Source organism: Klebsiella sp. X13 (assembly GCF_003323835.1).
In the GTDB taxonomy this organism is placed as follows: Bacteria; Pseudomonadota; Gammaproteobacteria; order Enterobacterales; family Enterobacteriaceae; genus Klebsiella; species Klebsiella ornithinolytica.
On record NZ_CP030874.1, the window covers coordinates 5,006,983 to 5,032,565 of the forward strand.

Here is a 25,583-nt window from a genome sequence, read left to right on the forward strand (position 1 = left end):
GAGGAAGTATGGGCCTGACTATTCGCTTAACCGGCACCGGCGGCGCCCAGCTGGTTCCGGTCTTCGGCTGCGACTGCGCAGCCTGTCAGCGTGCGCGCAGCGATGAGGCGCATCGTCGTCGCCCCTGTAGCGCGGTCGTGACCTTCAATGACGCCGTCACACTTCTGGATGCCGGGCTACCCGACCTGATGGACCGGTGGCCCGCCGGCCAGTTTCAGCAGTTTTTACTTACCCACTATCATATGGATCATGTTCAGGGATTATTCCCGCTGCGCTGGGGCGTCGGTGCGCCGATCCCGGTGTTTGGGCCGCCGGATCCTGAAGGCTGCGATGACCTGTTTAAGCACCCCGGCCTGCTCGATTTCAGCCATACCGTTGAACCGTTTGTGGTGTTTAACTTACAGGGATTGCGGGTGACGCCGCTACCGCTGAATCACTCGAAGCTGACGTATGGCTATCTGCTGGAGTCGGCGCACAGCCGGGTCGCCTGGTTGTCGGATACCGCCGGATTACCGGAAAAGACGCTCAAATTCTTACTGAATAACCAGCCGCAGGCGATCGTGATCGACTGCAGCCATGAGCCGCGCCCGCAGCCGCCGCGCAACCACTGCGATTTGAATACGGTACGCGCTATCAATCAGGTGCTGGCCTGCCCGCGGGTCATTCTGACCCATATCAGCCATCAGTTTGATCTCTGGATGATGGACCATCCGTTGCCGCCGGGGTTTGAGGCCGGCTATGACGGTATGGAGATCGTGCTGGATTAATCTGTAACCCGATTAGGGCTATCGTCACTCCGGTGAGCGCCATGTCACCACGACCAGAAACGACGGCGCGGTTAATAATCGTCATCCAGCCGCCGCTGGTCGTTCTCCAGCTGCCGGCGATCCTGATCCAGCTGGCGCTGGCGATCGTCGAGCTGACGGCGACGATCCTCTATCTGTCGCTGCCGATCGTCATACTGCCGCTGGCGATCGGTGCTTTGTTGGCGGCTGCCCTGGTAACGTCCGTCATCATAGCGGTCGTTATCATCATCAGAGCGGCTATTGCCGGGGTTGTAGGCATCACTAATCGCCTGCTGAATATTACCGATTGCGTCGTCAATAATGTCAGCGTGCGCCAGCTGGCTGCTCAGCGACAGCGTGCAGAGGATTAAAGCGGTAAAGTAACGTTTCATAGAGCCAGTCTCTTCAGGGGGCTGGCCCTACGTTAATCAACGGTCGTTGCGGCGAGTAGCGGAGGAATCTCAAATCCGCGGCTGTTCAAGCGCGGTAATCGCATCAATTCGCGTCTGATGACGTCCGCCTTCATAATCGCTCCCCAACCAGGCATCGACAATCATTTTTGCCAGTTCAAGACCTATCACGCGCGCGCCGAAGGCCAGCACATTGGTATTATTATGTTGCCGCGATAGCTGGGCCGAATAGGGTTCACTGCACACCACCGCGCGAATGCCGGGGTATTTATTGGCGGTTATGGAGATCCCGACGCCGGTGCCGCAGATCAGGATCCCGCCCTCAGCTTCACCTGTCAGAATGGCCTGCGCGACAGCGCTGGCATAACGGGGATAATCGGTACGCTCAGGTGACCATGTTCCCTTATCCAGCACCTCGATTCCCCGCTGTCGGAGATGCGTTACAATATCGTTTTTAAGGATAAACCCGACGTGATCGCAGCCAATTGCAATCCTTTTCATACTTAACCTCGCCTGTTTTTACTTTACGAACATAGATAGAGTTGTGATTTAAACCGCAAAACCCGGCCAGAAAATCGGCACAAATCCGGCCTGACGTGCCATTTCTACCTCTCTAAAATTCACAAATCAAGCGAGAAAAATAGACGACTCATATTAACTATCGTTTTAAATTTTACAGATAAATCTAAAAAAACCTTGTTTTATAAAGAGTTAATTAAAAATACTCCGACGCAAAACCACCCCTGAACTTTACAAAAAGCAAAACTTTATAAAACTTATAATTTTGTGAAGTTGATTGTATCTTTTCTGTTTTGACTGTGGTGATATAGTGACGTCTTCACTTTATGGACAAGAGAAAGCGATGAGTCAGTCAGAATCCAGTTCGCTCCCCAACGGTATCGGTCTCGCCCCCTGGCTACGCATGAAGCAGGAAGGAATGACCGAAAACGAAAGCCGAATCGTCGAATGGTTGCTTAAACCCGGCAATCTGAGCGACGCTCCCGCCATTAAAGATGTGGCGGAAGCGCTGTCGGTTTCCGAAGCGATGATCGTTAAGGTCTCCAAACTGCTCGGTTTTAGCGGTTTTCGTAACCTGCGTAGCGCCCTGGTGGAGTATTTTTCGCAATCTGAACAGGTCCTTCCGGCAGAGCTCTCCTTTGATGAAGCACCTCAGGACGTGGTGAATAAGGTTTTTAACATTACTCTGCGTACCATTATGGAAGGTCAGTCGATCGTTAATGTCGATGAAATTCATCGCGCGGCACGTTTCTTCGCCCAGGCCAACCAGCGCGATCTGTACGGAGCCGGTGGATCAAATGCCATCTGCGCCGATGTGCAGCATAAGTTTTTACGGATCGGCGTGCGCTGCCAGACATATCCGGATGCGCATATCATGATGATGTCGGCCTCATTGTTGAAAAAAGGCGACGTCGTGCTGGTCGTCACCCATTCCGGGCGCACCAGCGATATTAAATCGGCAGTAGAGCTGGCCAAGAAGAACGGTGCTAAAATTATCTGTATTACCCATAGCTACCATTCACCGATTGCTAAATTAGCTGATTTTATTATTTGCTCGCCAGCACCAGAAACTCCTTTATTAGGGAGAAACGCCTCAGCGCGTATTTTACAACTTACCTTATTAGATGCTTTTTTCGTTTCGGTAGCCCAACAAAATATTGAACAGGCCACTTTAAACATGCAAAAAACCGGCGCCATTGTTGATTTCTTTTCACCAGGAGCGCTGAAGTAAATAATAAACGCCGATCCCACCACGGTGGGATCAATATTACTGTATCCTACACCGAGAATACTGTCATGAATAAATACCTGAAAATTTTCAGCGGCGCGGCTATGGGCGTAATGTTATCTACCAGCGCTTTTGCCGCGGCCGATTACGCGGTGGTATTAAAAACATTATCAAATCCTTTCTGGGTTGATATGAAAAAAGGTATTGAAGATGAGGCCAAAACGCTGGGAGTCAGCGTCGATATTTTTGCCTCGCCTTCGGAAGGGGATTTTCAATCACAGCTGCAGCTATTCGAAGACTTAAGCAATAAGAACTATAAAGGCATCGCTTTCGCGCCTCTCTCGTCGGTCAACCTGGTGATGCCCGTGGCGAAAGCCTGGAAGAAAGGGATTTATCTGGTCAATCTCGATGAAAAAATCGATATGGATAACCTGAAGAAAGCGGGCGGTAACGTTGAAGGTTTCGTCACCACGGACAACGTCGCGGTGGGGGCAAAAGGGGCCGATTTTATTATCGAGAAACTGGGTGCTGAAGGCGGCGACGTTGCCATCATCGAAGGAAAAGCGGGTAACGCGTCAGGCGAAGCCCGTCGTAACGGTGCAACGGAGGCATTCAAAAAAGCCAGTCAGATCAAGCTTGTTGCCAGCCAACCAGCCGACTGGGATCGCATTAAGGCGCTTGATGTTGCCACTAACGTGCTACAGCGGAACCCTAACCTGAAAGCCTTTTACTGCGCGAATGACACAATGGCAATGGGCGTTGCCCAGGCCGTAGCCAACGCCGGTAAAAGCCAGACGGTTCTGGTGGTCGGCACTGACGGTATCCCTGAAGCGCGTAAAATGGTGGAAGCCGGTCAGATGACCGCAACGATTGCGCAAAATCCGGGCAATATCGGCGCGACGGGACTGAAGATGATGGTTGATGCCGAAAAAACCGGCAAGGTGATTCCACTGGATAAAACACCAGAATTCAAACTGGTGGATTCTATTCTGGTCACAAAATAATTTTCCAGCAACGAGTCCGATGCTCTCCCCTTACCCTCCTGAACTCAGGAGGGTAAAAATAAGTAAGGAGTTATTATGCTCACGCCATATATTTCAATGGCGGGGATCGGCAAATCCTTTGGCCCGGTTCACGCATTAAAATCGGTCGATTTAACCGTTTACCCGCACGAAATACATGCATTACTCGGGGAAAACGGTGCGGGTAAATCAACGTTAATGAAAGTTTTGTCGGGAATACATGAACCGACCAAAGGCACCATCACGGTTAATAACGTTAATTATGACAAGCTCGACCATAAATTAGCGGCCAGACTCGGCATCGGCATTATTTATCAAGAGCTCAGCGTCATTGATGAATTAACCGTAATGGAAAATTTATATATCGGCCGCCATCTGACGAAAAAAATCTGCGGCGTCAATATTATCGACTGGAAAGAGATGCGCATCAGAGCGGCAATGATGCTGCTACGCATCGGATTAAAGGTCGATTTAGACGAGAAAGTCGCGAATCTGTCGATCAGCCATAAACAGATGCTGGAAATCGCTAAGACACTGATGCTCGACGCCAAAGTGCTGATCATGGATGAACCCACCTCTTCGCTGACCAACAAAGAGGTGGACTACCTGTTCCTGATCATGAACCAGCTGCGTAAAGAGGGAACCGCCATCGTCTATATCTCGCACAAGCTGGCGGAGATACGCCGGATCTGCGACCGCTACACGGTGATGAAGGACGGTAGCAGCGTATGCAGTGGCATGGTCAGCGAGGTCAATAACGACGATATCGTACGTCTGATGGTCGGCCGTGAGTTGCAAAACCGCTTTAACGCGATGAAAGAGAACAGCGGAAATATCGCGCGCGAAACGGTATTCGAAGTAAAAAATGTCACCAGCCGGGATAAGAAAAAGGTCCGCGATATCTCCTTTAGCGTCAATCGCGGTGAAATTCTCGGCTTTGCCGGCCTGGTGGGCTCCGGGCGTACCGAACTGATGGATTGTCTGTTTGGTGTTGATAAGCGGAGCAGCGGCGAAATCATCCTCAACGGTAAAGCCATTACCCCGCGCTCGCCGCTCGATGCCTTAAAGAAAGGAATGGGCTACATCACGGAGAGTCGCCGGGACAACGGTTTCTTCGGCAATTTCTCTATAGCGCAAAATATGGCTGTCAGCCTGAGCCTGAAACACGGCGGCTATAAAGGGGCGATGGGGCTGTTCCATGAAGAGAACGAGCGTAAAACGGCGGAGGCACAGCGCAAATTACTGGCGCTGAAGTGCCATTCTGTCGATCAGAGCATCACCGAACTTTCCGGCGGTAACCAACAAAAGGTCCTGATATCCAAATGGTTATGCTGCAACCCCGACGTCATTATTTTCGATGAACCGACGCGCGGAATCGACGTCGGCGCGAAAGCCGAAATTTATAAAGTGATGCGCCAGTTGGCGGATGACGGAAAAGTCATTCTGATGGTGTCATCCGAGCTTCCTGAAATTATCGCCGTCTGTGACCGCATCGCCGTGTTCTGCGAGGGGCGGCTGACGCAAATTCTGACCAATCGCGACGACATGAGCGAAGAGGAGATTATGGTATGGGCACTGCCGCAAGAGTAAAAGGGGAGTCTGATGGCAAAAAGCCGTTCAACTTCGCACTGTTCTGGGATAAATACGGCACCTTTTTTATCCTCGCGATTATTGTCGCGATCTTCGGCTCGCTGTCGTCGGAATACTTTCTGACGACCAATAATATCACCCAAATATTTGTTCAGAGCTCGGTGACGGTGCTCATCGGAATGGGAGAGTTCTTCGCTATTCTGGTAGCAGGCATCGACTTGTCCGTGGGGGCGATTCTGGCGCTTTCCGGCATGGTGACCGCCAAACTCATGCTGGCAGGCGTCGATCCGTTCCTCGCAGCGCTGATTGGCGGCGTGCTGGTCGGCGGCGCGCTAGGCGCGATTAACGGCTGCCTGGTCAACTGGACCGGCCTGCACCCGTTCATTATTACCCTCGGTACCAACGCGATTTTTCGCGGCATCACCCTGGTTATCTCCGACGCCAACTCGGTCTATGGCTTCTCTTTCGAGTTCGTCAATTTCTTTGCCGCCAGCGTATTGGGGATCCCGGTACCGGTCATCTTCTCGCTTATTGTGGCCGTGATTCTCTGGTTCCTGACCACCCGGATGCGGCTGGGCCGCAATATCTACGCCCTCGGCGGCAATAAAAACTCCGCCTTCTACTCTGGCATCGATGTGAAGTTCCATATGTTGCTGGTGTTCATTATATCCGGCATCTGCGCCGGGCTGGCGGGAGTGGTCTCGACGGCACGTCTCGGCGCCGCGGAGCCTCTGGCCGGAATGGGCTTTGAAACCTACGCCATCGCCAGCGCCATTATCGGCGGTACCAGCTTCTTTGGTGGTAAGGGACGCATTTTTTCAGTGGTGATTGGCGGCCTGATCATCGGCACCATCAACAACGGGCTGAATATTCTCCAGGTACAAACCTACTACCAGCTGGTGGTGATGGGTGGATTAATTATCGCGGCTGTCGCCCTCGATCGTCTTATCAGTAAGTAAGGAATTTATGATGAAAATTGCCCCCTCTTTAATGTGTATGGACCTGCTGAAATTCAAAGAACAGATCGAGTTTATCGATCGGCATGCAGATTACTTCCACATCGACATCATGGACGGTCATTTTGTCCCTAACCTGACGCTATCGCCGTTTTTCGTCAGCCAGGTGAAGAAGCTGGCCAGTAAACCACTGGACTGCCATCTGATGGTCACCCGGCCACAGGATTACATCAGCCAGCTGGCGCAGGCGGGCGCAGACTTTATCACCCTGCATCCGGAAACTATTAACGGTCAGGCTTTCCGCCTGATAGAGGAGATTCGTCGCCATGGCATGAAGGTCGGCCTCATTCTCAATCCGGAAACGCCGGTTGAGACGATGAAATATTACCTCCACAAGGCGGACAAAATTACGGTGATGACCGTCGATCCGGGTTTCGCGGGCCAACCCTTTATTCCTGAAATGCTGGAGAAGATCGGCGAGCTAAAAGCGTGGCGAGAACGTGAAGGGCTGGCCTACGAAATTGAGATCGACGGTTCGTGCAATAAAGCGACCTATCAAAAACTGATGGCGGCAGGCGCGGACGTCTTTATCGTCGGGACCTCCGGTCTGTTTAACCATGGCGACAATATTCACGACGCGTGGCAGGTCATGGCAGAGCAGATTCTGGCGGCCAAAAACGAGGTATTCCCTCATGCAAAAACAGCGTAAAGTCGTCGCAGGAGTGGACATGGGCGCAACCCATATCCGCTTTTGCCTGCAAACCGCACAGGGCGAGACTCTGCATTGCGAGAAGCTGCGCACCGCTGAAGCGATCGCCCCTGACGGTCTGGTGAGCGGGATCACGATGTTGATTCAGCAGCAGCTTGACCGCTTTCAGGCACATTGCTGCGGCCTGGTGATGGGCTTTCCGGCATTGGTCAGCAGAGATAAACGGACGATTATCTCCACCCCCAACCTATCGTTACCGCCAGAAACCCTGCGTACGCTAGCCGATGAGCTGGAGCATTCGCTGGCCTGTCCGGTCGAATTTTCCCGCGATGTGAATCTCCAGCTCTCATTTGACGTGCAGGAAAATGGTTTGCAGGCTCAACAGGTGTTAGCCGTTTATCTTGGCACCGGCATGGGCTTCGCCATCTGGTTAAACGGCGGGCCGTGGACAGGTGCACATGGCGTGGCGGGAGAGCTGGGTCATATCCCGCAGGGCGACAACGCGCTCATCTGCGGTTGCGGTAATCCCGGTTGTCTGGAAACCGTCTGTTCCGGCATCGCGCTCAAACGCTGGTATGAACAACAGCCGCGCGGCTATGCGCTTGGTGAACTGTTTTTACACGCCGCTGAGGAACCGTTTGTACAGGCCCTCCTGCACCACGCCGCCCGCGCCATCGCCACCAGCATCAACCTGTTCGACCCCGATGCGGTGATCCTCGGCGGTGGCGTGATGGACATGTCCGGGTTTCCACGCGAGGCGCTGCTCGCCATGATAAAAGCGCATATTCGCCGCCCGTTGCCTTATCAGGCGGTGCAGTTTCTTGCCGCATCGTCCTCAACATTTAATGGTGCTCAAGGGGCTGCGGCGCTGGCCCGCAGCCGCTATTTGCCACAACCTGTCGCAGCGCCTGCATCAGCTGTGTCCGACTGAAGGGTTTACGCAGCAGCTCAACGTCCGGCAGCGCAGGATTGTGCGCCGGACGCAGATCCTGGCCGCTGATCAGCAGCACCGCCACCGTCGGGAAACGGCGCAGGGTTTCGTTGATCACCTCGGCTCCGCTCAATCGGCCCGGCAGCATCAGGTCGCTAATCAGCAGCGCAATTTCCGTCGAAGCCTCAAGTAACTGCAGCGCCTGCTCTCCGTTCCCGGCCTCCAGGGTTAACCAGCCGAGCTGATGAAGCTGTTCACAAAGGGTCTGGCGCACATCGGCCTCATCCTCGAGCACCAGCGCCAGCCGCTCACCGCTCACCGTCTGCTCGACTTCCGGCAGCGGGCCACCGCTCGGCGCCTGTACCGCCGCGCGCGGCAGCTGTAAACGCACCGTTGTCCCCTGGCCCGGCGCGCTCTCAATGGCCACCCTCCCGCCGGACTGGCGGACAAAACCATAGACCATCGACAGCCCCAGACCGCTGCCGCTGCCGGTTTGTTTGGTGGTAAAGAACGGTTCGAACACCTGGGCTTTGACCTCCTGCGACATCCCGCTGCCGTGATCGATCACCTCCAGCGCCACCATATCCTGCCGCCGCCCGTCGCTGCGAGCCACCCGCTGGTTCCAGGTGCGCAGCCTAATTACCCCTGAACGCCCTTCCATTGCATCGCGAGCGTTCATCACCAGATTGATAATGGCGTTTTCCAGCTGGCCGACGTCAATCCACGCCGGCCACGCGGGTGACTGTGCCTCAATCTCCAGACTCAGCGTCGTCGGCAGAGAATGGCGCATCAGTTCGCCCAGATTCTCCAGCAGCGGTTTCATCGCCACGGCATTGGGGTGTAGCGACTGCTTACGCGAGAAGGCCAGCAGCCGCTGGGTAAGCAGCGCGCCGCGTTCTGCGGCTTTTCGCGCCCGGGAGATCCGCGGCACGTCCGCGTCCTGCGGCTGAACCAGTTCAAGGCTGCCGATAATCACCGCCAGCAGGTTATTAAAATCATGCGCCAGGCCGCCGGTCAGCTGGCCGACCGCTTTCATTTTCTGGCTGTGTACCAGCGCCTGCTCCAGCCCTTTGCGTTCGGTCCTGTCGAGAACCACGTTCACCAGCCCCCGCCCGGGAACCGGACTGAAGCGCAGCTCAATGGTGCGGTCGCTCGCCAGCTGTAGCTCCTGGGGTTTGGGTAGCGGACGGGACAGGTTGTCACGAATATGTTCCGCCAGAGGGGCGGCCTGACCCAGCAGCTGCTGATAGTGAATGCCGCGCTGCAGGTCATTGGCTGCCAGCCCTAACAGCAGCGGATACTGCGGATTCCACACCACCAGCAGCCCCTGATTATCAAACAGCGCGAAGCCGTCGCGCATGGCATGAAAGGTGGTCTCCAGCAGGGTACTTTTTTCTTTCAGCAGCTGAGAGGTATGGGCCAATGACGCGGTATTGCGGGCAAAGACGTTGAAGGCGCGCGCCAGCTCTCCCAGTTCATCGCGTCGCTGGAGCCCCGGGACAGACACATCCTGCTCGCCGTGGGCCAGGCGCGACATCGCCCGGGAGATAGCGGTCAGACTGGAGCCAAGGTTACGGTAGATATACCAGCCGGCGAAGCCGGTTATCACCAGCGCCAGCAGCGCCGACAGCAAAATAAACATGCTGATAGAGCGCAGCTCCTGATGGCTCTGTGCCGCCCGCAGTTCAGACGCCTGAGCCACGCGGGCAACGTACTGATTAATATCGCTGTTGAGCAGCGCCACCAGCGCCTTAATGTGAAACATATACCAGCCGATGGCCAAATCGCTCTCCTCCAGCTGCGCCGAGAGCGGCTCCAGCCTGGCCAGCTCGCCGTTGAAATCCTGCAGAATCGCGGCCAGCGTAGGATCGCGGCTGGTTGTCGGTAGAAAACCTCTCACCTTATCCAGCTGCTGGACGATCGATCGCGGCGTCGAAGTATGGATGGCCGCAACGATCAGCCGATCCATCTCGGCCAGCGGCCGGGGATCGATCGCGTCTGCGCCATGCCGATCGTTAAGATCCTGAATATGCCGGAGATAGCTCTGGTTCTGATACAGCGAGCTGAGCAGTTCATTACGCTGCAGGTGACGACGCTGACCGCGTTCCAGCATGCCGCCCACGCTCTGCTGCAGTTCATTGCTGCGGCGAATAATACTGGCCACCAGCGTCAGTTCCTGTTGCGCCAGCGGCGCGGCGGCGAGGTGCGAGAGTGAATATTTCAGGGCCTGCTGGGTCGCCAGCAGGCGTTCAGCTTCGCTTTTATACTCCAGCGCACCGACCACCTGGGAGAGGCGAACCGCCGCAGTGGCGACGTTCGCGGTGTCGCGCGCCAGATTCATACTGCCGGTCATATCATCCAGCGTCTGCCGCTGCACCTGTTCTTGTAGCAGGCTGGCATGGCGAAACCCCAGCAGCGCTACGCCGGCCACCATCAGCGTGACCGCAACCATCAGCAAATTAAACGACAGCAGACGCCCGCGAGCGCTGGTGAAAAACGGGTAGCGATGGGATGGCATGGTCAGCTCCACGATCTTTTTATTTATCCTGGCGGTTGCTGACCCTGACCGGGAGAGCCGCATCGCGTAATTGTGAGCCAGGTTAACTATTCATCAATATGACAAATATGAACGGCGTCTGACATTTTGTATTTATCGTCGTGTGGTGCACTGCGATTCTCGATCACACTCGCAGGAGAGCCGCCATGCAGGGGACACCGGTACTATCCATGCGCAATATTGCCAAAGCCTTTGGCAAGTTTTATGCGCTGAAAGGCGTCGATCTGACGGTCTGGCCCGGTGAGATCCACGCCTTAATGGGGGAGAACGGCGCCGGCAAAAGCACGTTGATGAAGATCCTCGCGGGGGCATATACCGCCACCAGCGGCGAGATCCTGATCGACGGACGGCCGCACGCTATTAAAGGGCCAAAAGATGCGCTGGCCGCCGGGATCACTCTGATTTACCAGGAGATGCAGCTGGCGCCGAATTTAACCGTCGCCGAGAACATTTTCCTCGGCAGCGAGCTGGCGCGCGGCGGGCTGGTACAGCGCAAAGAGATGATTAATCAGGCCCAGGCGGTGATAGATCGTCTCGGCGCTCAGTTTAAGGCCAGCGACCGGGTGATGACCCTGACCATTGCCGAACAGCAGCAGGTGGAGATCGCCCGCGCTCTGCATCGCAACAGCCGGGTCCTGGTGATGGATGAACCCACCGCCGCCCTCTCCTCCCGTGAGACCCAGCGCCTGTTTGAGCTGATTCTGCGCCTGCGCGATGAAGGGATGGCCATTATCTATATCAGCCACCGCATGGCGGAGGTTTATGAACTCTCCGACCGCGTCAGCGTATTGCGCGATGGCCAGTACGTCGGCAGCCTGACCCGCGACAACCTCAACGCCTCCGAACTGGTGCGAATGATGGTCGGCCGTCCGTTAAGCGACCTGTTCAATAAAGAGCGCGATATTCCGCCCGGTCAGCCGCGCCTGCGGGTAGAGGATTTGACCGACGGCGGTAAAGTGAAAGCCAGCAGTCTGGTGGTACGGGCCGGGGAAATCGTCGGTCTGGCCGGTCTGGTCGGCGCCGGCCGCTCGGAGCTGGCGCAGCTGATTTTCGGCGTGCGTCGGGCCACCGGCGGCGTCATCGAGATCGACGGCGAACCGGTGGTCATTCACTCTCCGCGTGCAGCCATCGAGCTGGGTATCGGCTTTCTCACCGAAAACCGCAAGGAGCAGGGGCTGTTCCTCGAAATGGCGGCGCAGGAGAACATCACCATGGCCACCCTCGAACGGGACGCCCGCTGGGGTATGCTCAATCGCAAAAAGGCGCAGACCCTCTCCGACGATGCGATCTCCCTGCTTAATATTCGCGTGCCGCACGCACAGGTGCGGGCCGGCGGCCTTTCCGGCGGCAATCAGCAAAAGCTGCTGATCTCCCGCTGGGTCGCCATCGGTCCGCGCATTTTGCTGCTTGATGAACCGACGCGCGGCGTCGACGTCGGCGCCAAAAGCGAGATTTACCGCATCATGACCCAGATGGCGCGCCAGGGGGTGGCCATCCTGATGATCTCCAGCGAACTCCCCGAAGTGGTCGGCATGAGCGACCGGGTCTACGTCATGCGCGAAGGCAGCATCGCCGGCGAACTCCAGGCCGGCGACATCAGCCAGGAAAGCATTATGACGCTGGCCACCGGCGTAAACGACTCTCACCTTAAGGCGGTATCACCATGACAACACAGAAAGAGACCGCCGCGCAGCCGGTGGCAAAATCGGTATCAGCGAAGAAAATCCTGATGGGCGATCTGGTACAAACGGTCGGTATCCTGCCGATTTTAATCCTGATTGTCGCGGTATTTGGCTTTATCGCCCCCAACTTCTTTACCGAAAGCAACCTGCTGAATATTACCCGGCAGGCATCGATCAACATCGTGCTCGCCGCCGGGATGACTTTCATCATTCTGACCGGGGGGATCGATCTGTCCGTCGGCTCGATTCTCGGCACCACCGCGGTGGCGGCGATGGTGGTGTCGCTGATGCCGGAGCTCTCCCTGCTCTCCATTCCGGCGGCGCTGATGCTCGGCCTGCTGCTCGGTTTGTTTAACGGCGCGCTGGTGGCCTTCGCCGGGCTACCGCCGTTTATCGTGACGCTCGGGACCTATACAGCCCTACGCGGGGCCGCCTATCTGCTGGCCAACGGCACCACGGTGATTAACTCCGATATCAGCTTCGAATGGATCGGCAACGATTACCTCGGGCCGGTTCCGTGGCTGGTGGTGATCGCGCTGATGGTGGTAGCGGTGTGCTGGTTCATTCTGCGCCGCACCACCCTTGGCGTTCATATCTACGCCGTAGGCGGCAATATGCAGGCGGCAAGGCTCACGGGGATCAAAGTGTGGCTGGTGCTGCTGTTCGTTTACGGCATGAGCGGCCTGCTCTCCGGGCTGGGCGGCGTCATGAGCGCCTCGCGGCTGTACAGCGCGAACGGCAACCTCGGCGTAGGTTATGAGCTGGATGCCATCGCCGCCGTTATTCTCGGCGGGACCAGCTTCGTCGGCGGCATCGGCACTATCACCGGCACGCTGGTGGGGGCGTTGATTATCGCCACGCTCAATAACGGCATGACGCTGATGGGCGTCTCCTATTTCTGGCAACTGGTGATCAAAGGGGCGGTGATCATCATTGCGGTGCTGATCGACAAATACCGTACCCGACACCATCAAAGTGCATAACAACAATACCCTACAGACAGAGGAAAACAGCATGCGTTTGAAACCCGTAGTAACCGCACTCTGTGCCGGCGCGTTGCTTGCCGCAGCGCCCTTTACCCAGGCCAAAGAGCTGAAGTCAATCGGCGTCACGGTGGGGGATTTAGCCAACCCGTTCTTTGTACAAATCACCAAAGGCGCGGAGCTGGAAGCCCGTAAGCTGGCCGGAGACAATGTGAAAGTGACGCTGGTCTCCAGCGGATACGATCTGGGTCAGCAGGTGGCGCAGATCGATAACTTTATTGCCGCCAAAGTCGACATGATTATCCTCAACGCCGCCGACTCAAAAGGGATTGGCCCTGCGGTAAAACGCGCGAAAGATGCCGGGATCGTGGTGGTTGCGGTGGACGTGGCCGCCGAAGGCGCCAATGCCACCATCACCTCTGATAACACTCAGGCGGGAGAAATGGCCTGTAAATACATCACCGACCGCCTGAAAGGCAAAGGGAATGTCGTGATTATCAACGGGCCGCCGGTTTCCGCTGTGCAGAACCGCGTCGAAGGCTGCCAGGCCGAGTTTGCACGCCACCCGGATATCAAAGTGCTCTCCTACAACCAGAACGCGAAAGGCAGCCGTGAAGGTGGTCTGGAAATTATGACCTCATTGCTGGCGGCGAATCCGAAGATCGATGGCGTCTTTGCCATCAACGATCCGACCGCGATCGGCGCCGATCTGGCGGCAAAACAGGCGCAGCGTCATGAGTTCTTTATCGTTGGCGTCGACGGAAGTCCGGACGGTGAAGAGGCGTTGAAACGTAAAAACTCGCTGTTTGTGGCGACGCCGGCGCAGGACCCGCAGGTCATGGCGGCGAAAGCGGTAGAGATCGGTTATGACATTCTGCAGGGGAAACCGGCACCGGCCGCACCGGTGTTGATCCCGGTGACCCTGATCGATAAAAACAATATCGGCAGTTACAAAGGCTGGACCGTGAAGTAAGAGTCCTGTCTCCCCGCTGGCCCCGCGTCTGCCGGGGCTACGCCGCCCTGTCGCCGTGGATAACATCCGCGGCGAACACATAGCCCAGACCGCGTAGGGTTTTGATCAGCGTCGGCTGATGCGGATTCGGTTCGATTTTGCGCCGCAGGCGCATGATCAGCACGTCAATCGTCCGGTCAAAGACTTCGGTGCTTTCGCTATGGGTCAGGGCCAACAGCTGCTCGCGATTGAGCACCCGGCGGGCGTTTTGCGCCAGCGCCAGCAGCAGGCTGTACTCTCCCTGGGTCAGCGGCACCGCTTGCTGTTGCGAGTTAAACAACTCGCAGCGAAACGTATCCAGCCGCCAGCCGTTAAAGAGCAATCCCGTGCCGCCGCTCGCGCCTTCGGCACCCAGCGCACCGCTACGCCTGAGCACCGCTTTCACCCGCGCCACCACCACCCGGGAGTTGAACGGCTTGGCAATATAATCATCGGCGCCCATTTCCAGCCCGACTACGACGTCGGATTCGCTGCCGAGGCCGGTCAGCATCACCACCGGTAAATCAGGTCGGCTACGCTGCAGCTGTTGCAGCACCAGCAGCCCGTTGGTGTCGGGGAGAATCATATCCAGCAGCACCAGCGAGATATCCGTCCGCTGGGCCGCTACCGCCAGCGCATCGCTGCCGGTCTGGCACAGCAGCACGTCAAAAACATGCGCACTGAGCACATCGCTAAGCAGTTCGCCAATCGCGCTGTCGTCATCCACAACCAAAATGACCGGTTTCATTACTTGCCTCTGCCCGCACGGAACGATCTCTGTCTGATTAATTCAGCAAAGCCCCCTCGACAAATCCATTACCGGATCGCGTTTCTTCAATCCATGTCACATCTCACCGCCCTTCGACACGTCAAAACTGACGACGCCCTGCTTTTCGTCAGCATTTAGCCCAAAAAATCGACGTATCATCAGTCAATACCCACAATGAAAACATGGCATAGAAGATGCATATTGACGGCGTGATAGCGCATATGCGCCCATTGATGAACTGGAGCAAGACCGATGAAAAAAGTCGTCACGGTTTGCCCGTATTGCGCATCAGGTTGCAAAATCAACCTGGTGGTCGATAACGGCAAAATCGTCCGGGCTGAGGCGGCACAGGGGAAAACCAACCAGGGAACCCTGTGCCTGAAAGGCTATTATGGCTGGGATTTCATTAACGATACCCAGATCCTCACCCCGCGCCTGAAAACCCCTATGATCCGCCGTCAGCGTGGCGGAAAACTGGAATCCGTCTCCTGGGAGGAGGCGCTCGACTACGTCGCGACCCGTCTCAGCGCCATTAAGGCGAAGTACGGTCCGGACGCCATTCAGACCACCGGTTCGTCCCGCGGGACGGGGAACGAAACTAACTATGTGATGCAAAAGTTCGCGCGCGCCGTTATTGGTACCAATAACGTCGACTGCTGCGCTCGCGTCTGACACGGCCCTTCGGTTGCAGGTCTGCACCAGTCGGTCGGTAATGGCGCCATGAGTAATGCCATCACGGAGATTGATAACACCGATCTCGTCTTTATCTTCGGCTACAATCCGGCCGACTCACACCCTATTGTGGCGAATCACGTCATTAACGCCAAACGCAACGGGGCGAAGATTATCGTCTGCGATCCGCGCAAGATTGAAACCGCGCGCATTGCCGATATGCATATTGCCTTGAAAAACGGCTCCAACATCGCGCTGCTCAACGCCATCGGCCACGTCATTATCGAAGAGGATCTCTACGATAAATCCTTCGTCGCCAGCCGTTCTGAGGGCTTCGAGGAGTATCGTAAAATCGTCGAAGGCTATACGCCGGAGTCGGTGGAAGCCATCACCGGCGTCAGCGCGCAGGCGATCCGCGCCTGTGCCCGGATGTATGCCGGCGCGAAATCCGCCGCCATCCTGTGGGGCATGGGCGTGACCCAGTTCTATCAGGGCGTGGAGACCGTGCGCTCGCTGACCAGCCTGGCGATCCTCACCGGCAACCTCGGCAAGCCGAGCGCCGGCGTCAACCCGGTGCGCGGCCAGAACAACGTGCAGGGCGCCTGCGATATGGGGGCGCTGCCGGACACCTATCCGGGCTATCAATACGTGAAATTCCCGGAGAACCGCGAGAAGTTCGCCAGAGCCTGGGGCGTCGGGAGCCTGCCGGCGCATACCGGCTATCGCATCAGCGAGCTGCCGCACCGCGCGGCGCACGGTGAAGTACGGGCAGCGTACATTATGGGCGAAGATCCGCTGCAGACCGACGCCGAGCTCTCTGCCGTGCGTAAAGCGTTTGAAGAGCTGGAGCTGGTGATTGTCCAGGATATTTTCATGACCAAAACCGCCGCGGCGGCCGACGTTATCCTGCCGTCCACCTCGTGGGGCGAGCACGAAGGCGTCTATACCGCAGCGGACCGCGGCTTCCAGCGCTTCTTTAAGGCGGTAGAGCCGAAGTGGGACCTGAAAACCGACTGGCAGATCATCAGCGAAATCGCCACCCGGATGGGCTATCCGATGCACTACAACAACACCCAGGAGATCTGGGACGAGTTGCGGCATCTGTGCCCGGACTTTTACGGCGCCACCTACGAGAAAATGGGCGAGCTGGGCTACGTGATGTGGCCGTGCCGCGATGAGTCCGACGCCGACCAGGGGACCTCTTATCTGTTTAAAGAGAAGTTCGACACCCCGAACGGCCTGGCGCAGTTCTTCACCTGCGACTGGGTTGCGCCGATCGATAAGCTCACCGACGAGTATCCGATGGTGCTCTCCACCGTGCGGGAAGTAGGCCACTATTCGTGCCGCTCCATGACCGGCAACTGCGCGGCGCTGGCCGCGCTGGCGGATGAACCGGGCTATGCGCAAATCAATACCGCCGATGCCGCGCGACTGGGTATTGAGGATGAGGCGCTGGTGTGGGTGAACTCACGTAAAGGCCGCATTATCACCCGCGCGCAGGTCAGCGACCGTCCGAATAAAGGGGCGGTCTATATGACCTATCAGTGGTGGATTGGCGCCTGTAATGAGCTGGTAGCGGAGAACTTAAGCCCGATAACCAAAACGCCGGAGTACAAGTACTGTGCCGTGAACGTTGAGCGCATCGCCGACCAGCGCGCCGCCGAGCAGTATGTAATTGATGAGTACACCAGGCTGAAAGCCCGCCTGCGCGAAAGCGCAATGGGTTAAGGCAGACGGCGCCCCCGGCCACATAATGCTGGCCGGGGGCGCATTTTCGCCATCCGGGTTGCGGGATAGCTGGCGCAGCCCACTTTTATCGAACCTGGCAGCCGCCGCCATTTTCTTCTTTTTCACCTCCCTTTATACTGCGCGCTGTGTTCCTGACCGATAATAAAAAATGAAATACCTCTATTTACTTCTGATGCTGTTCTCTCTTGCCGCGGGTGCCACGGATCCCGGCAGCCAGTACAAACACCAGGCGGAAGCCGGCGATCCGCGGGCGCAGTACTATCTTGCCGATACCTACGTCAGTTACGGTGATTATCAGCAGGCCGAATACTGGGCGCAGAAATCGGCCGATAACGGTGACGGGGATGCGCTGGCGCTGCTGGCCCAGCTGAAAATCCGCAACCCGCAGCAGGCCGATTACAAACAGGCCAGAGAGCTGGCGGAGAAGGCGGTGCAGGTTGGCAGCAAGGCTGGCGAAATTATCCTGGCCCGCGTGCTGGTCAACCATCAGGCCGGGCCGACGGACTATTCACATGCCATCACCCTGCTACAGGATGCCGCCCAGGATCCGGAAAGCGACTCCGCCGTCGACGCCCAGATGCTGTTAGGTCTGATTTACGCCAGCGGCGTCCAGATGACAGAGGATGACGCCAGGGCAACGGACTATTTTAAACGCAGCTCCTCGCTGTCCCGTACCGGTTATGCCGAATACTGGGCCGGGATGATGTTCCTGCAGGGAGAACAAGGCTTTATCGAACCCAACCAGCAGAAAGCGCTGCACTGGCTCAATGTCAGCTGTCAGGAGGGGTTTGATACCGGCTGCGAAGAGTTCGACAGGATAAGTAAAAGATAAGAAAAAGCCCGGCGGTCGCGCCGGGCTTTGAGACGGTTGATAAACCTGTTGGAACCCGGTGCCCGCGTTTTGCCGGGTGGCGGCTGACGCCTGACCCGGCCTACAACACCCGCAGTCTCAACACTTGCACACGCTCTGTCGGCCCGCGCAAGCGCAGCGCCGCCGGGCAATTTAAGCACGCTTTGTCAACACGCTGAGCCCGACGCGGTCGCGCCGGGCTTTGCATTTTATTGCGCCGTTTTATCAAATTTGCCCAGCACTTCACGCTCATAGGCCAGCGCTTTCTTGCGGTCAAACTTGTGCTCCCACTTGGCAATCACCAGCACCGCCAGCGCATTGCCCACCACGTTCAGCGCGGTACGCGCCATATCGAGGATACGGTCAACGCCGGCAATAAAGGCCAGCCCTTCCAGCGGAATCCCTACGCTCCCCAGCGTCGCCAGCAGCACCACGAAGGAGACGCCCGGCACGCCGGCAATCCCTTTCGAAGTTACCATCAGCGTCAGTACCAGGGTGATTTCCTGCCACAGCGACAGGTCAATACCGTACAGCTGGGCAATAAAGATCGCCGCGATACTCTGATACAGCGTTGAGCCATCGAGGTTAAACGAGTAGCCGGTCGGCACGACAAAGCTGGTAATAGAAGCCGGTGCGCCATAGGCTTCCATCTTCTCAATAATACGCGGTAGTACGCTCTCGGAGCTGGCGGTGGAGTAGGCCAGAATCAGCTCGTCTTTCAGAATACGGATCAGAATCCAGATACTTAATCCGCATACCCGCGCCACGATCCCCAGCACCACCAGCGCGAAGAACAGAATCGCGAAGTAGACCAGGATAACCAGTTTGGCCAGCGGCCACAGCGAGGCGAAGCCAAAAGTGGCAACGGTCACCGAAATCAGCGCAAACACCCCGACCGGCGCATAGCGCATCACCATGTGGGTCACTTTGAACATGGTTTCGGAAATAGAGCGGAAAACGGTCACCAGCGGTTCACGATGGGTCGCCGGCAGCGAAGAGAGTCCCAGACCGAACAGTACCGAGAAGAAGATAATCGGCAGCATATCGCCTTTCGCCATCGACGCGACAATGTTGGTCGGCACCAGTGACAGTATCGTTCCCATCAGGCCGTGAGCGTGGCTTTGCACCTCTGCCGTTGTACTTTGATATTTCGAAATATCCACCGCGGCCAGCTGCGACATATCAATGCCGCTACCCGGCTGGAAGACGTTGGCCAGGGTAATCCCCAGCACGATCGCCACGGTGGTGATCACTTCAAAATAGATAATGGTTTTCGCGCCGATTCGGCCCAGCTGCTTCGCGTCGCCAACGCCGGCAATCCCGACAACCAGCGTCGAGATAACAATCGGAACGACGATCATCTTGATCAGGTGGATAAAGATATCGCCCGCCGGCGTCAGGAAATTCGCAATTAACCAATCACGACCGTCGGCATGGTAATGCAGATAGCTGCCCAGCAGAATACCCAGCACCAGGGCCAGCAAAATCTGCCAGGCCAGGCTGACTTTTGTTTTTTTCTTCACTACTGACTTCCTCAATGAGAGGCACCATTCCCGGAAGTCATGATGCCCACTGAAAGGGATATGAATTGTGTTGCGTTGCTCTATGGGTTTTTTTAACGCGCGGTATCAGTATCATCTGCACGGCATGCTACGCAAGCGTTTAAGAACAGGGCTTTTCTCTGGGTTTCTGCATAAATTCGCTAACTTTCCCCACTTCCGTTGCATAAGTATCTGTTATAAAAAAAATTTCATAGCTTCCATTTCTATAAATACATTTCTGAAATTATTTCACTTCAAAGTTTCATTTGATTGATTTTCATTCAGTTGAATCAATGCGTGATCTGTCCCCCAAATAGCAAACAAAGCCGTGAAAGACCCTACTCTTAACGTTTACTTGACATATATTTAACAACCTACAGGAGAAAAAAAGCCATGAGCCAAATACATAAGCACTCTATTCCCGCTAACATTGCGGACAGCTGCCTGATTAACCCGGAACAGTACAAGGCGCAGTATCACCAGTCTGTCACCGACCCGGATGCGTTCTGGGGTGAGCAAGGCAAAATCCTTGACTGGATGCGGCCCTATACGCGCGTGAAGAACACCTCATTCGCTCCGGGCAACGTCTCTATTAAATGGTATGAAGACGGCACGCTGAATCTTGCCGCTAACTGCCTCGATCGCCACCTGGCCGAACGCGGCGACCAGACCGCGATTATCTGGGAAGGCGACGACGCCAGCCAGAGCAAACACATCACTTATCGCGAGCTCCATCACGACGTCTGCCGCTTTGCTAACGTCCTGCTCGACCTCGGCATTAAAAAGGGCGATGTCGTCGCTATCTATATGCCAATGGTGCCGGAAGCCGCCGTCGCCATGCTGGCCTGCGCCCGTATCGGCGCGATTCACTCGGTGATCTTCGGCGGTTTTTCTCCCGAAGCGGTTGCCGGACGTATCATTGACTCGAACTCGCGTCTGGTCATTACTTCCGATGAAGGGCTGCGCGCCGGACGCGCAATTCCGTTGAAGAAGAACGTCGACGACGCGTTAAAAAATCCGAACGTGAAAAGCATCGAGCACGTGGTTGTGCTTAAACGCACCGGCGGCAAAATCGACTGGCAGGAAGAACGCGACCTGTGGTGGAGCGACCTGATTGCGCAAGCCAGCGACCAGCACCAGCCGGAAGAGATGAATGCGGAAGACCCGCTGTTCATCCTCTATACCTCCGGTTCAACCGGTAAGCCCAAAGGGGTGCTGCACACCACCGGCGGCTACCTGGTCTATGCCGCCGCCACCTTCAAATATGTCTTCGACTACCATCCGGGCGACATCTACTGGTGTACTGCCGACGTAGGCTGGGTGACCGGCCACAGCTATCTGCTGTACGGCCCGCTGGCCTGCGGCGCCACCACGCTGATGTTTGAAGGGGTGCCGAACTGGCCGACGCCGGCGCGGATGTGTCAGGTCGTCGATAAGCACAAGGTCAATATTCTCTACACCGCGCCGACGGCGATCCGTGCGCTGATGGCGGAAGGCGATAAGGCCATCGAAGGCACCGACCGCTCTTCTCTGCGTATTCTGGGCTCGGTCGGCGAGCCGATTAACCCGGAAGCCTGGGAGTGGTACTGGAAGAAGATTGGCAACGAGAAATGTCCGGTGATGGATACCTGGTGGCAAACTGAAACCGGTGGCTTCATGATTACTCCGCTGCCGGGCGCCATTGAGCTGAAAGCGGGTTCCGCCACGCGTCCGTTCTTCGGCGTGCAGCCGGTGTTGGTCGACAATGAAGGCACTCCGCTGGAGGGCGCGACCGAAGGTAACCTGGCCATCGCCGACTCCTGGCCGGGACAGGCGCGAACCCTGTTCGGCGACCACGAGCGCTTTGAACAGACCTACTTCTCCACCTTCAAAAATATGTATTTCAGCGGCGACGGCGCTCGTCGCGATGAAGATGGCTACTTCTGGATCACCGGCCGCGTGGACGACGTTCTGAACGTATCTGGCCATCGTCTGGGGACCGCAGAGATCGAATCGGCGCTGGTATCGCATCCGAAAATCGCCGAAGCGGCCGTGGTCGGTATTCCGCATAACATCAAAGGTCAGGCGATTTACGCTTACGTCACGCTCAATCACGGTGAAGAGCCGACGCCGGAGCTGTATGCGGAGGTGCGCAACTGGGTACGCAAAGAGATTGGCCCGCTGGCCACGCCGGACGTGCTCCACTGGACCGATTCATTACCGAAAACCCGCTCGGGCAAGATTATGCGTCGTATCCTGCGCAAGATTGCCGCGGGCGATACCAGCAACCTCGGCGATACGTCAACACTGGCGGATCCGGGCGTCGTGGAAAAACTGCTCGAAGAGAAGCAGGCTATTGCGATGCCGTCGTAAACGGACTCATTCCCTACACCCTCTCCCCGTCAGGGGAGAGGACATAAATCATACGCCCTAAGGATTCCACGTAGCAGGACAGCAGGAAGCACCCTCTCTTCCCGACAGCACATTGCCGGGCGGATAAGTGCTGCCGACGGTCAGCGCGCGGATGACAAAAAGGGTACCTCTGGAGACGCTGTAATGAATGAGCAACTTTGTCAGCGGATAGAAGATAGTGCGCATTTCAGGGAGTTAGTTGCAACCCGGCAAAGGTTTGCCGCCATCCTGTCACTGATTATGTTGGTGATCTACGTGGGCTTTATTCTACTCATCGCTTTCGCCCCTGGCTGGCTGGGCACGCCGCTGCATGCCGGCACCAGCGTCACCCGAGGCATCCCGATCGGCATCGGCGTTATCGTTATCTCTTTTGTCCTCACCGGGATTTATGTCTGGCGGGCTAACGGAGACTTTGACCGTCTGACCAAAAGCGTTATCAACGAGGTGCACGCATCATGAAGAAAGTCCTGACGGCGATTGCCGCCACGCTCCCTTTTACCGCGAGTGCCGCTGACGCCATCACCGGCGCGGTACAACGCCAGCCGACGAACTGGCAGGCGATCGTCATGTTCCTGATCTTTGTCGCCCTGACGCTGTATATCACCTACTGGGCGTCAAAACGCGTTCGCTCACGCAGCGATTACTATACCGCGGGCGGAAATATCACCGGCTTTCAGAACGGGCTGGCGATTGCCGGCGACTTTATGTCGGCCGCCTCTTTCCTCGGTATTTCCGCGCTGGTCTACACCTCCGGCTACGACGGGCTGATTTACTCCCTCGGTTTCCTGGTCGGCTGGCCGATAATTCTGTTCCTGATCGCCGAGCGCCTGCGTAACCTCGGGCGCTACACCTTCGCTGACGTCGCCTCCTATCGCCTTAAGCAGGGGCCGATTCGTACCCTCTCCGCCTGCGGTTCGCTGGTGGTGGTGGCGCTGTATTTGATTGCTCAGATGGTCGGCGCAGGCAAGCTGATTCAGCTGCTGTTCGGCCTGAACTACCACGTCGCGGTGGTACTGGTCGGCGTGCTGATGGTGCTCTACGTCCTCTTCGGCGGCATGCTCGCCACCACCTGGGTGCAGATTATCAAGGCCGTCCTGCTGCTGTGCGGCGCCAGCTTTATGGCCTTCATGGTCATGAAGCACGTCGGCTTCAGCTTCAACAACCTGTTCAGTGAAGCGATGGCGGTGCATCCGAAAGGGGCGGCGATTATGAGCCCAGGCGGACTGGTGAAAGACCCGATATCGGCGCTGTCGCTCGGTCTCGGTCTGATGTTCGGTACCGCCGGTCTGCCGCATATTCTGATGCGTTTCTTCACCGTGAGCGATGCGAAAGAAGCGCGTAAGAGCGTGTTCTACGCCACCGGGTTTATGGGCTACTTCTATATCCTGACCTTTATCATCGGCTTCGGCGCGATCATGCTGGTGGGCGCAAATCCCGCGTTCAAAGATTCCGCGGGCGTGCTGATCGGCGGCAATAATATGGCGGCGGTACACCTGGCCGATGCGGTAGGCGGCAACCTGTTCCTCGGCTTTATTTCAGCGGTCGCCTTCGCCACTATTCTGGCGGTGGTCGCCGGCTTGACGCTGGCGGGCGCATCGGCGGTTTCTCACGACCTGTATGCTAACGTCTTCCGCAAAGGCGCCAGCGAGCGCGATGAGCTGCGGGTTTCGAAAATCACCGTTCTGGTGCTGGGCGTCGTGGCGATTCTGCTGGGGATTTTGTTTGAAAATCAGAACATCGCCTTCATGGTGGGTCTGGCCTTCTCCATCGCCGCCAGCTGTAACTTCCCGATCATACTGCTGTCGATGTACTGGTCGAAGCTGACCACTCGCGGGGCCATGGTGGGCGGCTGGCTTGGGCTGCTGACCGCCGTGATTCTGATGATCCTTGGCCCGACGATTTGGGTCCAGATCCTCGGCCACGAAAAGGCGATATTCCCGTATGAGTATCCGGCGCTGTTCTCTATCGCTATCGCCTTTATCGGTATCTGGATTTTCTCCGCCACCGACAACTCGGCGGAAGGGATGCGCGAGCGTGAGCAGTTCCGCGCTCAGTTTATCCGTTCGCAAACCGGGATCGGTATCGAACGCGGCCAGGCGCACTAACCTGACCCTCCCCGGCCGCCCGGCCGGGGAACATTAAAACATCAGCAGGCGCACCAGCGGTGCCGCCAGTACCATCACCACGCCAGACAACATCATCACCAGACTAGCCACCACCCCTTCCTGCGGCCCCAGCTCATATGAACGGGCGGTGCCTGCGCCGTGCGAGGCGGCGCCAAACCCAGCGCCTTTTGCCATCCCTTCACGAATGGCGAGCCGCATAAACAGCGCATCGCCCACCGCCATGCCAAACACGCCGGTGATCACCACAAACAGCGCCACCAGCTCCGGCTGACCGCCGATCGGTTTTGCCGCGGCCAGCGCAAACGGCGTCGTGATCGAACGCACCGCCAGGCTACGCTGAATCTCATCCGGCAGCGTAAACAGTCGCGCCAGCCACACGGAGCTGGTCACCGCGACCACCACTGCCGTCGTCACCCCTGCGGTCAGCGACATCCAGTGCCGTTTAATGACCGCGAGGTTGTCATATACCGGGACGGCAAACGCGATAGTTGCAGGCCCCAACAGCCATAACAACCAGTGGGCCTCGCCCATATAGTTCTGATAGGAAATGTGGCCAAACACCAGAATCAGCACCAGCAGTATCGGAGTAAACACCAGCGGCATCAGCGGCAGCCTGTGGAAGCGGCGATACAGGCGCTTATTGGCGAAATAGAGTGCCAGCGTCACAACCAGGCACAGGACGCTCAGTTGAAAATCACTCATGCTTCATCCGGCTGACTTCATAGCGATACACTTTATCCACCACCCATGCCGTAGCCCCCAGCACCATCAGGGTACTCAGCGCAATCACCAGCATGATCCGCCAGCCATCGACCATCAGCAGCTGGGTATAGTTGACCACCGCCACCACTGCCGGAACAAAGAACAGCAGCATTTCCGCCAGCAGCCAGCGCGCGCCCGCCCGCACCCATTTTAGCGGGATAACCCGACAGACAATCAGCGCCAATAGCATCAACATACCGACCAGGTTCGCCGGCAGCGGTAGATGCAGCCAGTTAACCAAATATTCAGCGCAAACGAACAATCCGGCATAAATCAGCACCTGAACCGGGACCTGGAGGCGCTGTACAACGAAGGGGGTCACACGAGCTGGCGCGAAGGCCATGAGCGAAATTCCTGAAA

22 protein-coding genes are annotated in these 25,583 nt (G+C 56.8%); 15 read left to right on the forward strand and 7 right to left on the reverse strand.

Annotated elements, in window-relative coordinates:
• The first annotated feature begins 8 nt into the window (after positions 1–8).
• Positions 9–767: a phosphonate metabolism protein PhnP gene (gene phnP / locus DSD31_RS23890; RefSeq protein ID WP_015585348.1), complete on the forward strand. Its 759-nt coding sequence runs from the start codon at positions 9–11 to the stop codon at positions 765–767.
• Between the two features lie 71 nt (positions 768–838).
• Here phnP and yjdP read toward each other — a convergent pair whose 3' ends face one another.
• Positions 839–1,177: a DDRRRQL repeat protein YjdP gene (yjdP, locus tag DSD31_RS23895; RefSeq protein WP_048025186.1), complete on the reverse strand. Its 339-nt coding sequence runs from the start codon at positions 1,175–1,177 to the stop codon at positions 839–841.
• 69 nt (positions 1,178–1,246) lie between these two features.
• Positions 1,247–1,696 (reverse strand): bifunctional allose-6-phosphate isomerase/ribose-5-phosphate isomerase RpiB, encoded by a 450-nt coding sequence (gene rpiB / locus DSD31_RS23900; RefSeq protein WP_004856568.1) that lies wholly within the window; start codon positions 1,694–1,696, stop codon positions 1,247–1,249.
• Positions 1,697–2,057: 361 nt separating this feature from the next.
• Here rpiB and DSD31_RS23905 point away from each other — a divergent pair, with 361 nt between their 5' ends.
• The 6 genes from DSD31_RS23905 (at position 2,058) to alsK (ending at position 8,150) form a co-directional block, all read left to right on the forward strand.
• Complete coding sequence (locus DSD31_RS23905) at positions 2,058–2,945, forward strand: MurR/RpiR family transcriptional regulator (protein WP_004856567.1); 888 nt, start codon at positions 2,058–2,060, stop codon at positions 2,943–2,945.
• 65 nt (positions 2,946–3,010) lie between these two features.
• On the forward strand, positions 3,011–3,946 hold the full coding sequence (alsB, locus tag DSD31_RS23910) for a D-allose transporter substrate-binding protein (protein ID WP_004856564.1): 936 nt from the start codon (positions 3,011–3,013) through the stop codon (positions 3,944–3,946).
• A 75-nt stretch (positions 3,947–4,021) separates the two neighbouring features.
• Positions 4,022–5,554 carry a D-allose ABC transporter ATP-binding protein AlsA gene (alsA, locus tag DSD31_RS23915; protein ID WP_004856562.1) on the forward strand — a complete coding sequence of 511 codons (1,533 nt, stop codon included), beginning with the start codon at positions 4,022–4,024 and terminating at the stop codon, positions 5,552–5,554.
• Positions 5,533–6,513 carry a D-allose ABC transporter permease gene (gene alsC, locus DSD31_RS23920; protein WP_004856559.1) on the forward strand — a complete coding sequence of 327 codons (981 nt, stop codon included), beginning with the start codon at positions 5,533–5,535 and terminating at the stop codon, positions 6,511–6,513. Before alsA ends, alsC begins: the two co-directional genes overlap by 22 nt.
• A gap of 10 nt (positions 6,514–6,523) precedes the next feature.
• Entirely contained in the window at positions 6,524–7,219 is a 696-nt protein-coding gene (gene alsE, locus DSD31_RS23925) for a D-allulose 6-phosphate 3-epimerase (RefSeq protein ID WP_004856557.1), read from the forward strand.
• Positions 7,203–8,150 (forward strand): allose kinase, encoded by a 948-nt coding sequence (gene alsK, locus DSD31_RS23930; RefSeq protein WP_064359438.1) that lies wholly within the window; start codon positions 7,203–7,205, stop codon positions 8,148–8,150. The genes alsE and alsK overlap by 17 nt, the downstream gene beginning before the upstream one ends.
• Here alsK and DSD31_RS23935 read toward each other — a convergent pair.
• Complete coding sequence (locus DSD31_RS23935) at positions 8,062–10,668, reverse strand: ATP-binding protein (protein ID WP_113991407.1); 2,607 nt, start codon at positions 10,666–10,668, stop codon at positions 8,062–8,064. The genes alsK and DSD31_RS23935 overlap by 89 nt on opposite strands.
• Positions 10,669–10,853: 185 nt before the next feature.
• Here DSD31_RS23935 and DSD31_RS23940 point away from each other — a divergent pair, with 185 nt between their 5' ends.
• From DSD31_RS23940 to DSD31_RS23950, 3 genes are read left to right on the forward strand one after another with little or no spacing between them, the layout of a single operon-like run.
• Entirely contained in the window at positions 10,854–12,374 is a 1,521-nt protein-coding gene (locus DSD31_RS23940) for a sugar ABC transporter ATP-binding protein (protein ID WP_015585351.1), read from the forward strand.
• On the forward strand, positions 12,371–13,372 hold the full coding sequence (locus DSD31_RS23945; RefSeq protein ID WP_004856549.1) for an ABC transporter permease subunit: 1,002 nt from the start codon (positions 12,371–12,373) through the stop codon (positions 13,370–13,372). The genes DSD31_RS23940 and DSD31_RS23945 overlap by 4 nt, the downstream gene beginning before the upstream one ends.
• 31 nt (positions 13,373–13,403) lie before the next feature.
• A complete protein-coding gene (locus tag DSD31_RS23950) occupies positions 13,404–14,345 on the forward strand; it encodes an ABC transporter substrate-binding protein (protein ID WP_004856547.1) in 942 nt (313 codons plus the stop codon).
• Positions 14,346–14,382: 37 nt separating this feature from the next.
• On the opposite strand, the gene DSD31_RS23955 is transcribed toward DSD31_RS23950, so the two are convergent.
• Positions 14,383–15,111 carry a response regulator gene (locus DSD31_RS23955; protein WP_015585352.1) on the reverse strand — a complete coding sequence of 243 codons (729 nt, stop codon included), beginning with the start codon at positions 15,109–15,111 and terminating at the stop codon, positions 14,383–14,385.
• Positions 15,112–15,384: 273 nt separating this feature from the next.
• Between DSD31_RS23955 and fdhF the strand changes: the two genes are divergently transcribed.
• Both fdhF and DSD31_RS23965 read left to right on the forward strand, forming a co-directional pair.
• The gene (fdhF, locus tag DSD31_RS23960) at positions 15,385–17,532 is read left to right on the forward strand and encodes a formate dehydrogenase subunit alpha (protein ID WP_081312981.1); all 2,148 of its coding nucleotides are present in this window, start codon (positions 15,385–15,387) and stop codon (positions 17,530–17,532) included.
• A gap of 169 nt (positions 17,533–17,701) precedes the next feature.
• Positions 17,702–18,385 (forward strand): tetratricopeptide repeat protein, encoded by a 684-nt coding sequence (locus tag DSD31_RS23965; RefSeq protein ID WP_004856540.1) that lies wholly within the window; start codon positions 17,702–17,704, stop codon positions 18,383–18,385.
• Positions 18,386–18,612: 227 nt separating this feature from the next.
• Here DSD31_RS23965 and gltP read toward each other — a convergent pair whose 3' ends face one another.
• On the reverse strand, positions 18,613–19,926 hold the full coding sequence (gltP, locus tag DSD31_RS23970) for a glutamate/aspartate:proton symporter GltP (RefSeq protein WP_004856537.1): 1,314 nt from the start codon (positions 19,924–19,926) through the stop codon (positions 18,613–18,615).
• Between the two features lie 411 nt (positions 19,927–20,337).
• Here gltP and acs point away from each other — a divergent pair, with 411 nt between their 5' ends.
• From acs to actP, 3 genes are all read left to right on the forward strand, one after another.
• Positions 20,338–22,296, forward strand: a complete 1,959-nt coding sequence (acs, locus tag DSD31_RS23980; protein WP_069476319.1) for an acetate--CoA ligase — start codon at positions 20,338–20,340, stop codon at positions 22,294–22,296.
• Positions 22,297–22,479: 183 nt separating this feature from the next.
• On the forward strand, positions 22,480–22,794 hold the full coding sequence (locus tag DSD31_RS23990; protein WP_004856533.1) for a DUF485 domain-containing protein: 315 nt from the start codon (positions 22,480–22,482) through the stop codon (positions 22,792–22,794).
• On the forward strand, positions 22,791–24,440 hold the full coding sequence (gene actP, locus DSD31_RS23995) for a cation/acetate symporter ActP (RefSeq protein WP_004856532.1): 1,650 nt from the start codon (positions 22,791–22,793) through the stop codon (positions 24,438–24,440). The genes DSD31_RS23990 and actP overlap by 4 nt, the downstream gene beginning before the upstream one ends.
• Before the next feature lie 33 nt (positions 24,441–24,473).
• Here the strand turns inward: actP and DSD31_RS24000 are convergent, their stop codons facing one another.
• Both DSD31_RS24000 and DSD31_RS24005 read right to left on the reverse strand, forming a co-directional pair.
• Entirely contained in the window at positions 24,474–25,163 is a 690-nt protein-coding gene (locus DSD31_RS24000; RefSeq protein ID WP_004856530.1) for an LrgB family protein, read from the reverse strand.
• Positions 25,156–25,566, reverse strand: a complete 411-nt coding sequence (locus DSD31_RS24005) for a CidA/LrgA family protein (protein ID WP_004856528.1) — start codon at positions 25,564–25,566, stop codon at positions 25,156–25,158. The genes DSD31_RS24000 and DSD31_RS24005 overlap by 8 nt, the downstream gene beginning before the upstream one ends.
• Positions 25,567–25,583 lie beyond the last annotated feature (17 nt).

Coding starts and splice junctions, on each gene's coding strand:
- phnP (WP_015585348.1), top strand. CDS start 9: ATGGGCCTGACTATTCGCTTAACCGGCACCGGCGGCGCCCAGCTGGTT.
- DSD31_RS23950 (WP_004856547.1), top strand. CDS start 13,404: ATGCGTTTGAAACCCGTAGTAACCGCACTCTGTGCCGGCGCGTTGCTT.
- DSD31_RS23940 (WP_015585351.1), top strand. CDS start 10,854: ATGCAGGGGACACCGGTACTATCCATGCGCAATATTGCCAAAGCCTTT.
- DSD31_RS23945 (WP_004856549.1), top strand. CDS start 12,371: ATGACAACACAGAAAGAGACCGCCGCGCAGCCGGTGGCAAAATCGGTA.
- DSD31_RS23965 (WP_004856540.1), top strand. CDS start 17,702: ATGAAATACCTCTATTTACTTCTGATGCTGTTCTCTCTTGCCGCGGGT.
- DSD31_RS23905 (WP_004856567.1), top strand. CDS start 2,058: ATGAGTCAGTCAGAATCCAGTTCGCTCCCCAACGGTATCGGTCTCGCC.
- DSD31_RS23955 (WP_015585352.1), bottom strand. CDS start 15,111: ATGAAACCGGTCATTTTGGTTGTGGATGACGACAGCGCGATTGGCGAA.
- yjdP (WP_048025186.1), bottom strand. CDS start 1,177: ATGAAACGTTACTTTACCGCTTTAATCCTCTGCACGCTGTCGCTGAGC.
- acs (WP_069476319.1), top strand. CDS start 20,338: ATGAGCCAAATACATAAGCACTCTATTCCCGCTAACATTGCGGACAGC.
- alsB (WP_004856564.1), top strand. CDS start 3,011: ATGAATAAATACCTGAAAATTTTCAGCGGCGCGGCTATGGGCGTAATG.
- DSD31_RS23935 (WP_113991407.1), bottom strand. CDS start 10,668: ATGCCATCCCATCGCTACCCGTTTTTCACCAGCGCTCGCGGGCGTCTG.
- DSD31_RS24000 (WP_004856530.1), bottom strand. CDS start 25,163: ATGAGTGATTTTCAACTGAGCGTCCTGTGCCTGGTTGTGACGCTGGCA.
- alsE (WP_004856557.1), top strand. CDS start 6,524: ATGAAAATTGCCCCCTCTTTAATGTGTATGGACCTGCTGAAATTCAAA.
- DSD31_RS23990 (WP_004856533.1), top strand. CDS start 22,480: ATGAATGAGCAACTTTGTCAGCGGATAGAAGATAGTGCGCATTTCAGG.
- actP (WP_004856532.1), top strand. CDS start 22,791: ATGAAGAAAGTCCTGACGGCGATTGCCGCCACGCTCCCTTTTACCGCG.
- rpiB (WP_004856568.1), bottom strand. CDS start 1,696: ATGAAAAGGATTGCAATTGGCTGCGATCACGTCGGGTTTATCCTTAAA.
- DSD31_RS24005 (WP_004856528.1), bottom strand. CDS start 25,566: ATGGCCTTCGCGCCAGCTCGTGTGACCCCCTTCGTTGTACAGCGCCTC.
- alsK (WP_064359438.1), top strand. CDS start 7,203: ATGCAAAAACAGCGTAAAGTCGTCGCAGGAGTGGACATGGGCGCAACC.
- alsA (WP_004856562.1), top strand. CDS start 4,022: ATGCTCACGCCATATATTTCAATGGCGGGGATCGGCAAATCCTTTGGC.
- alsC (WP_004856559.1), top strand. CDS start 5,533: ATGGGCACTGCCGCAAGAGTAAAAGGGGAGTCTGATGGCAAAAAGCCG.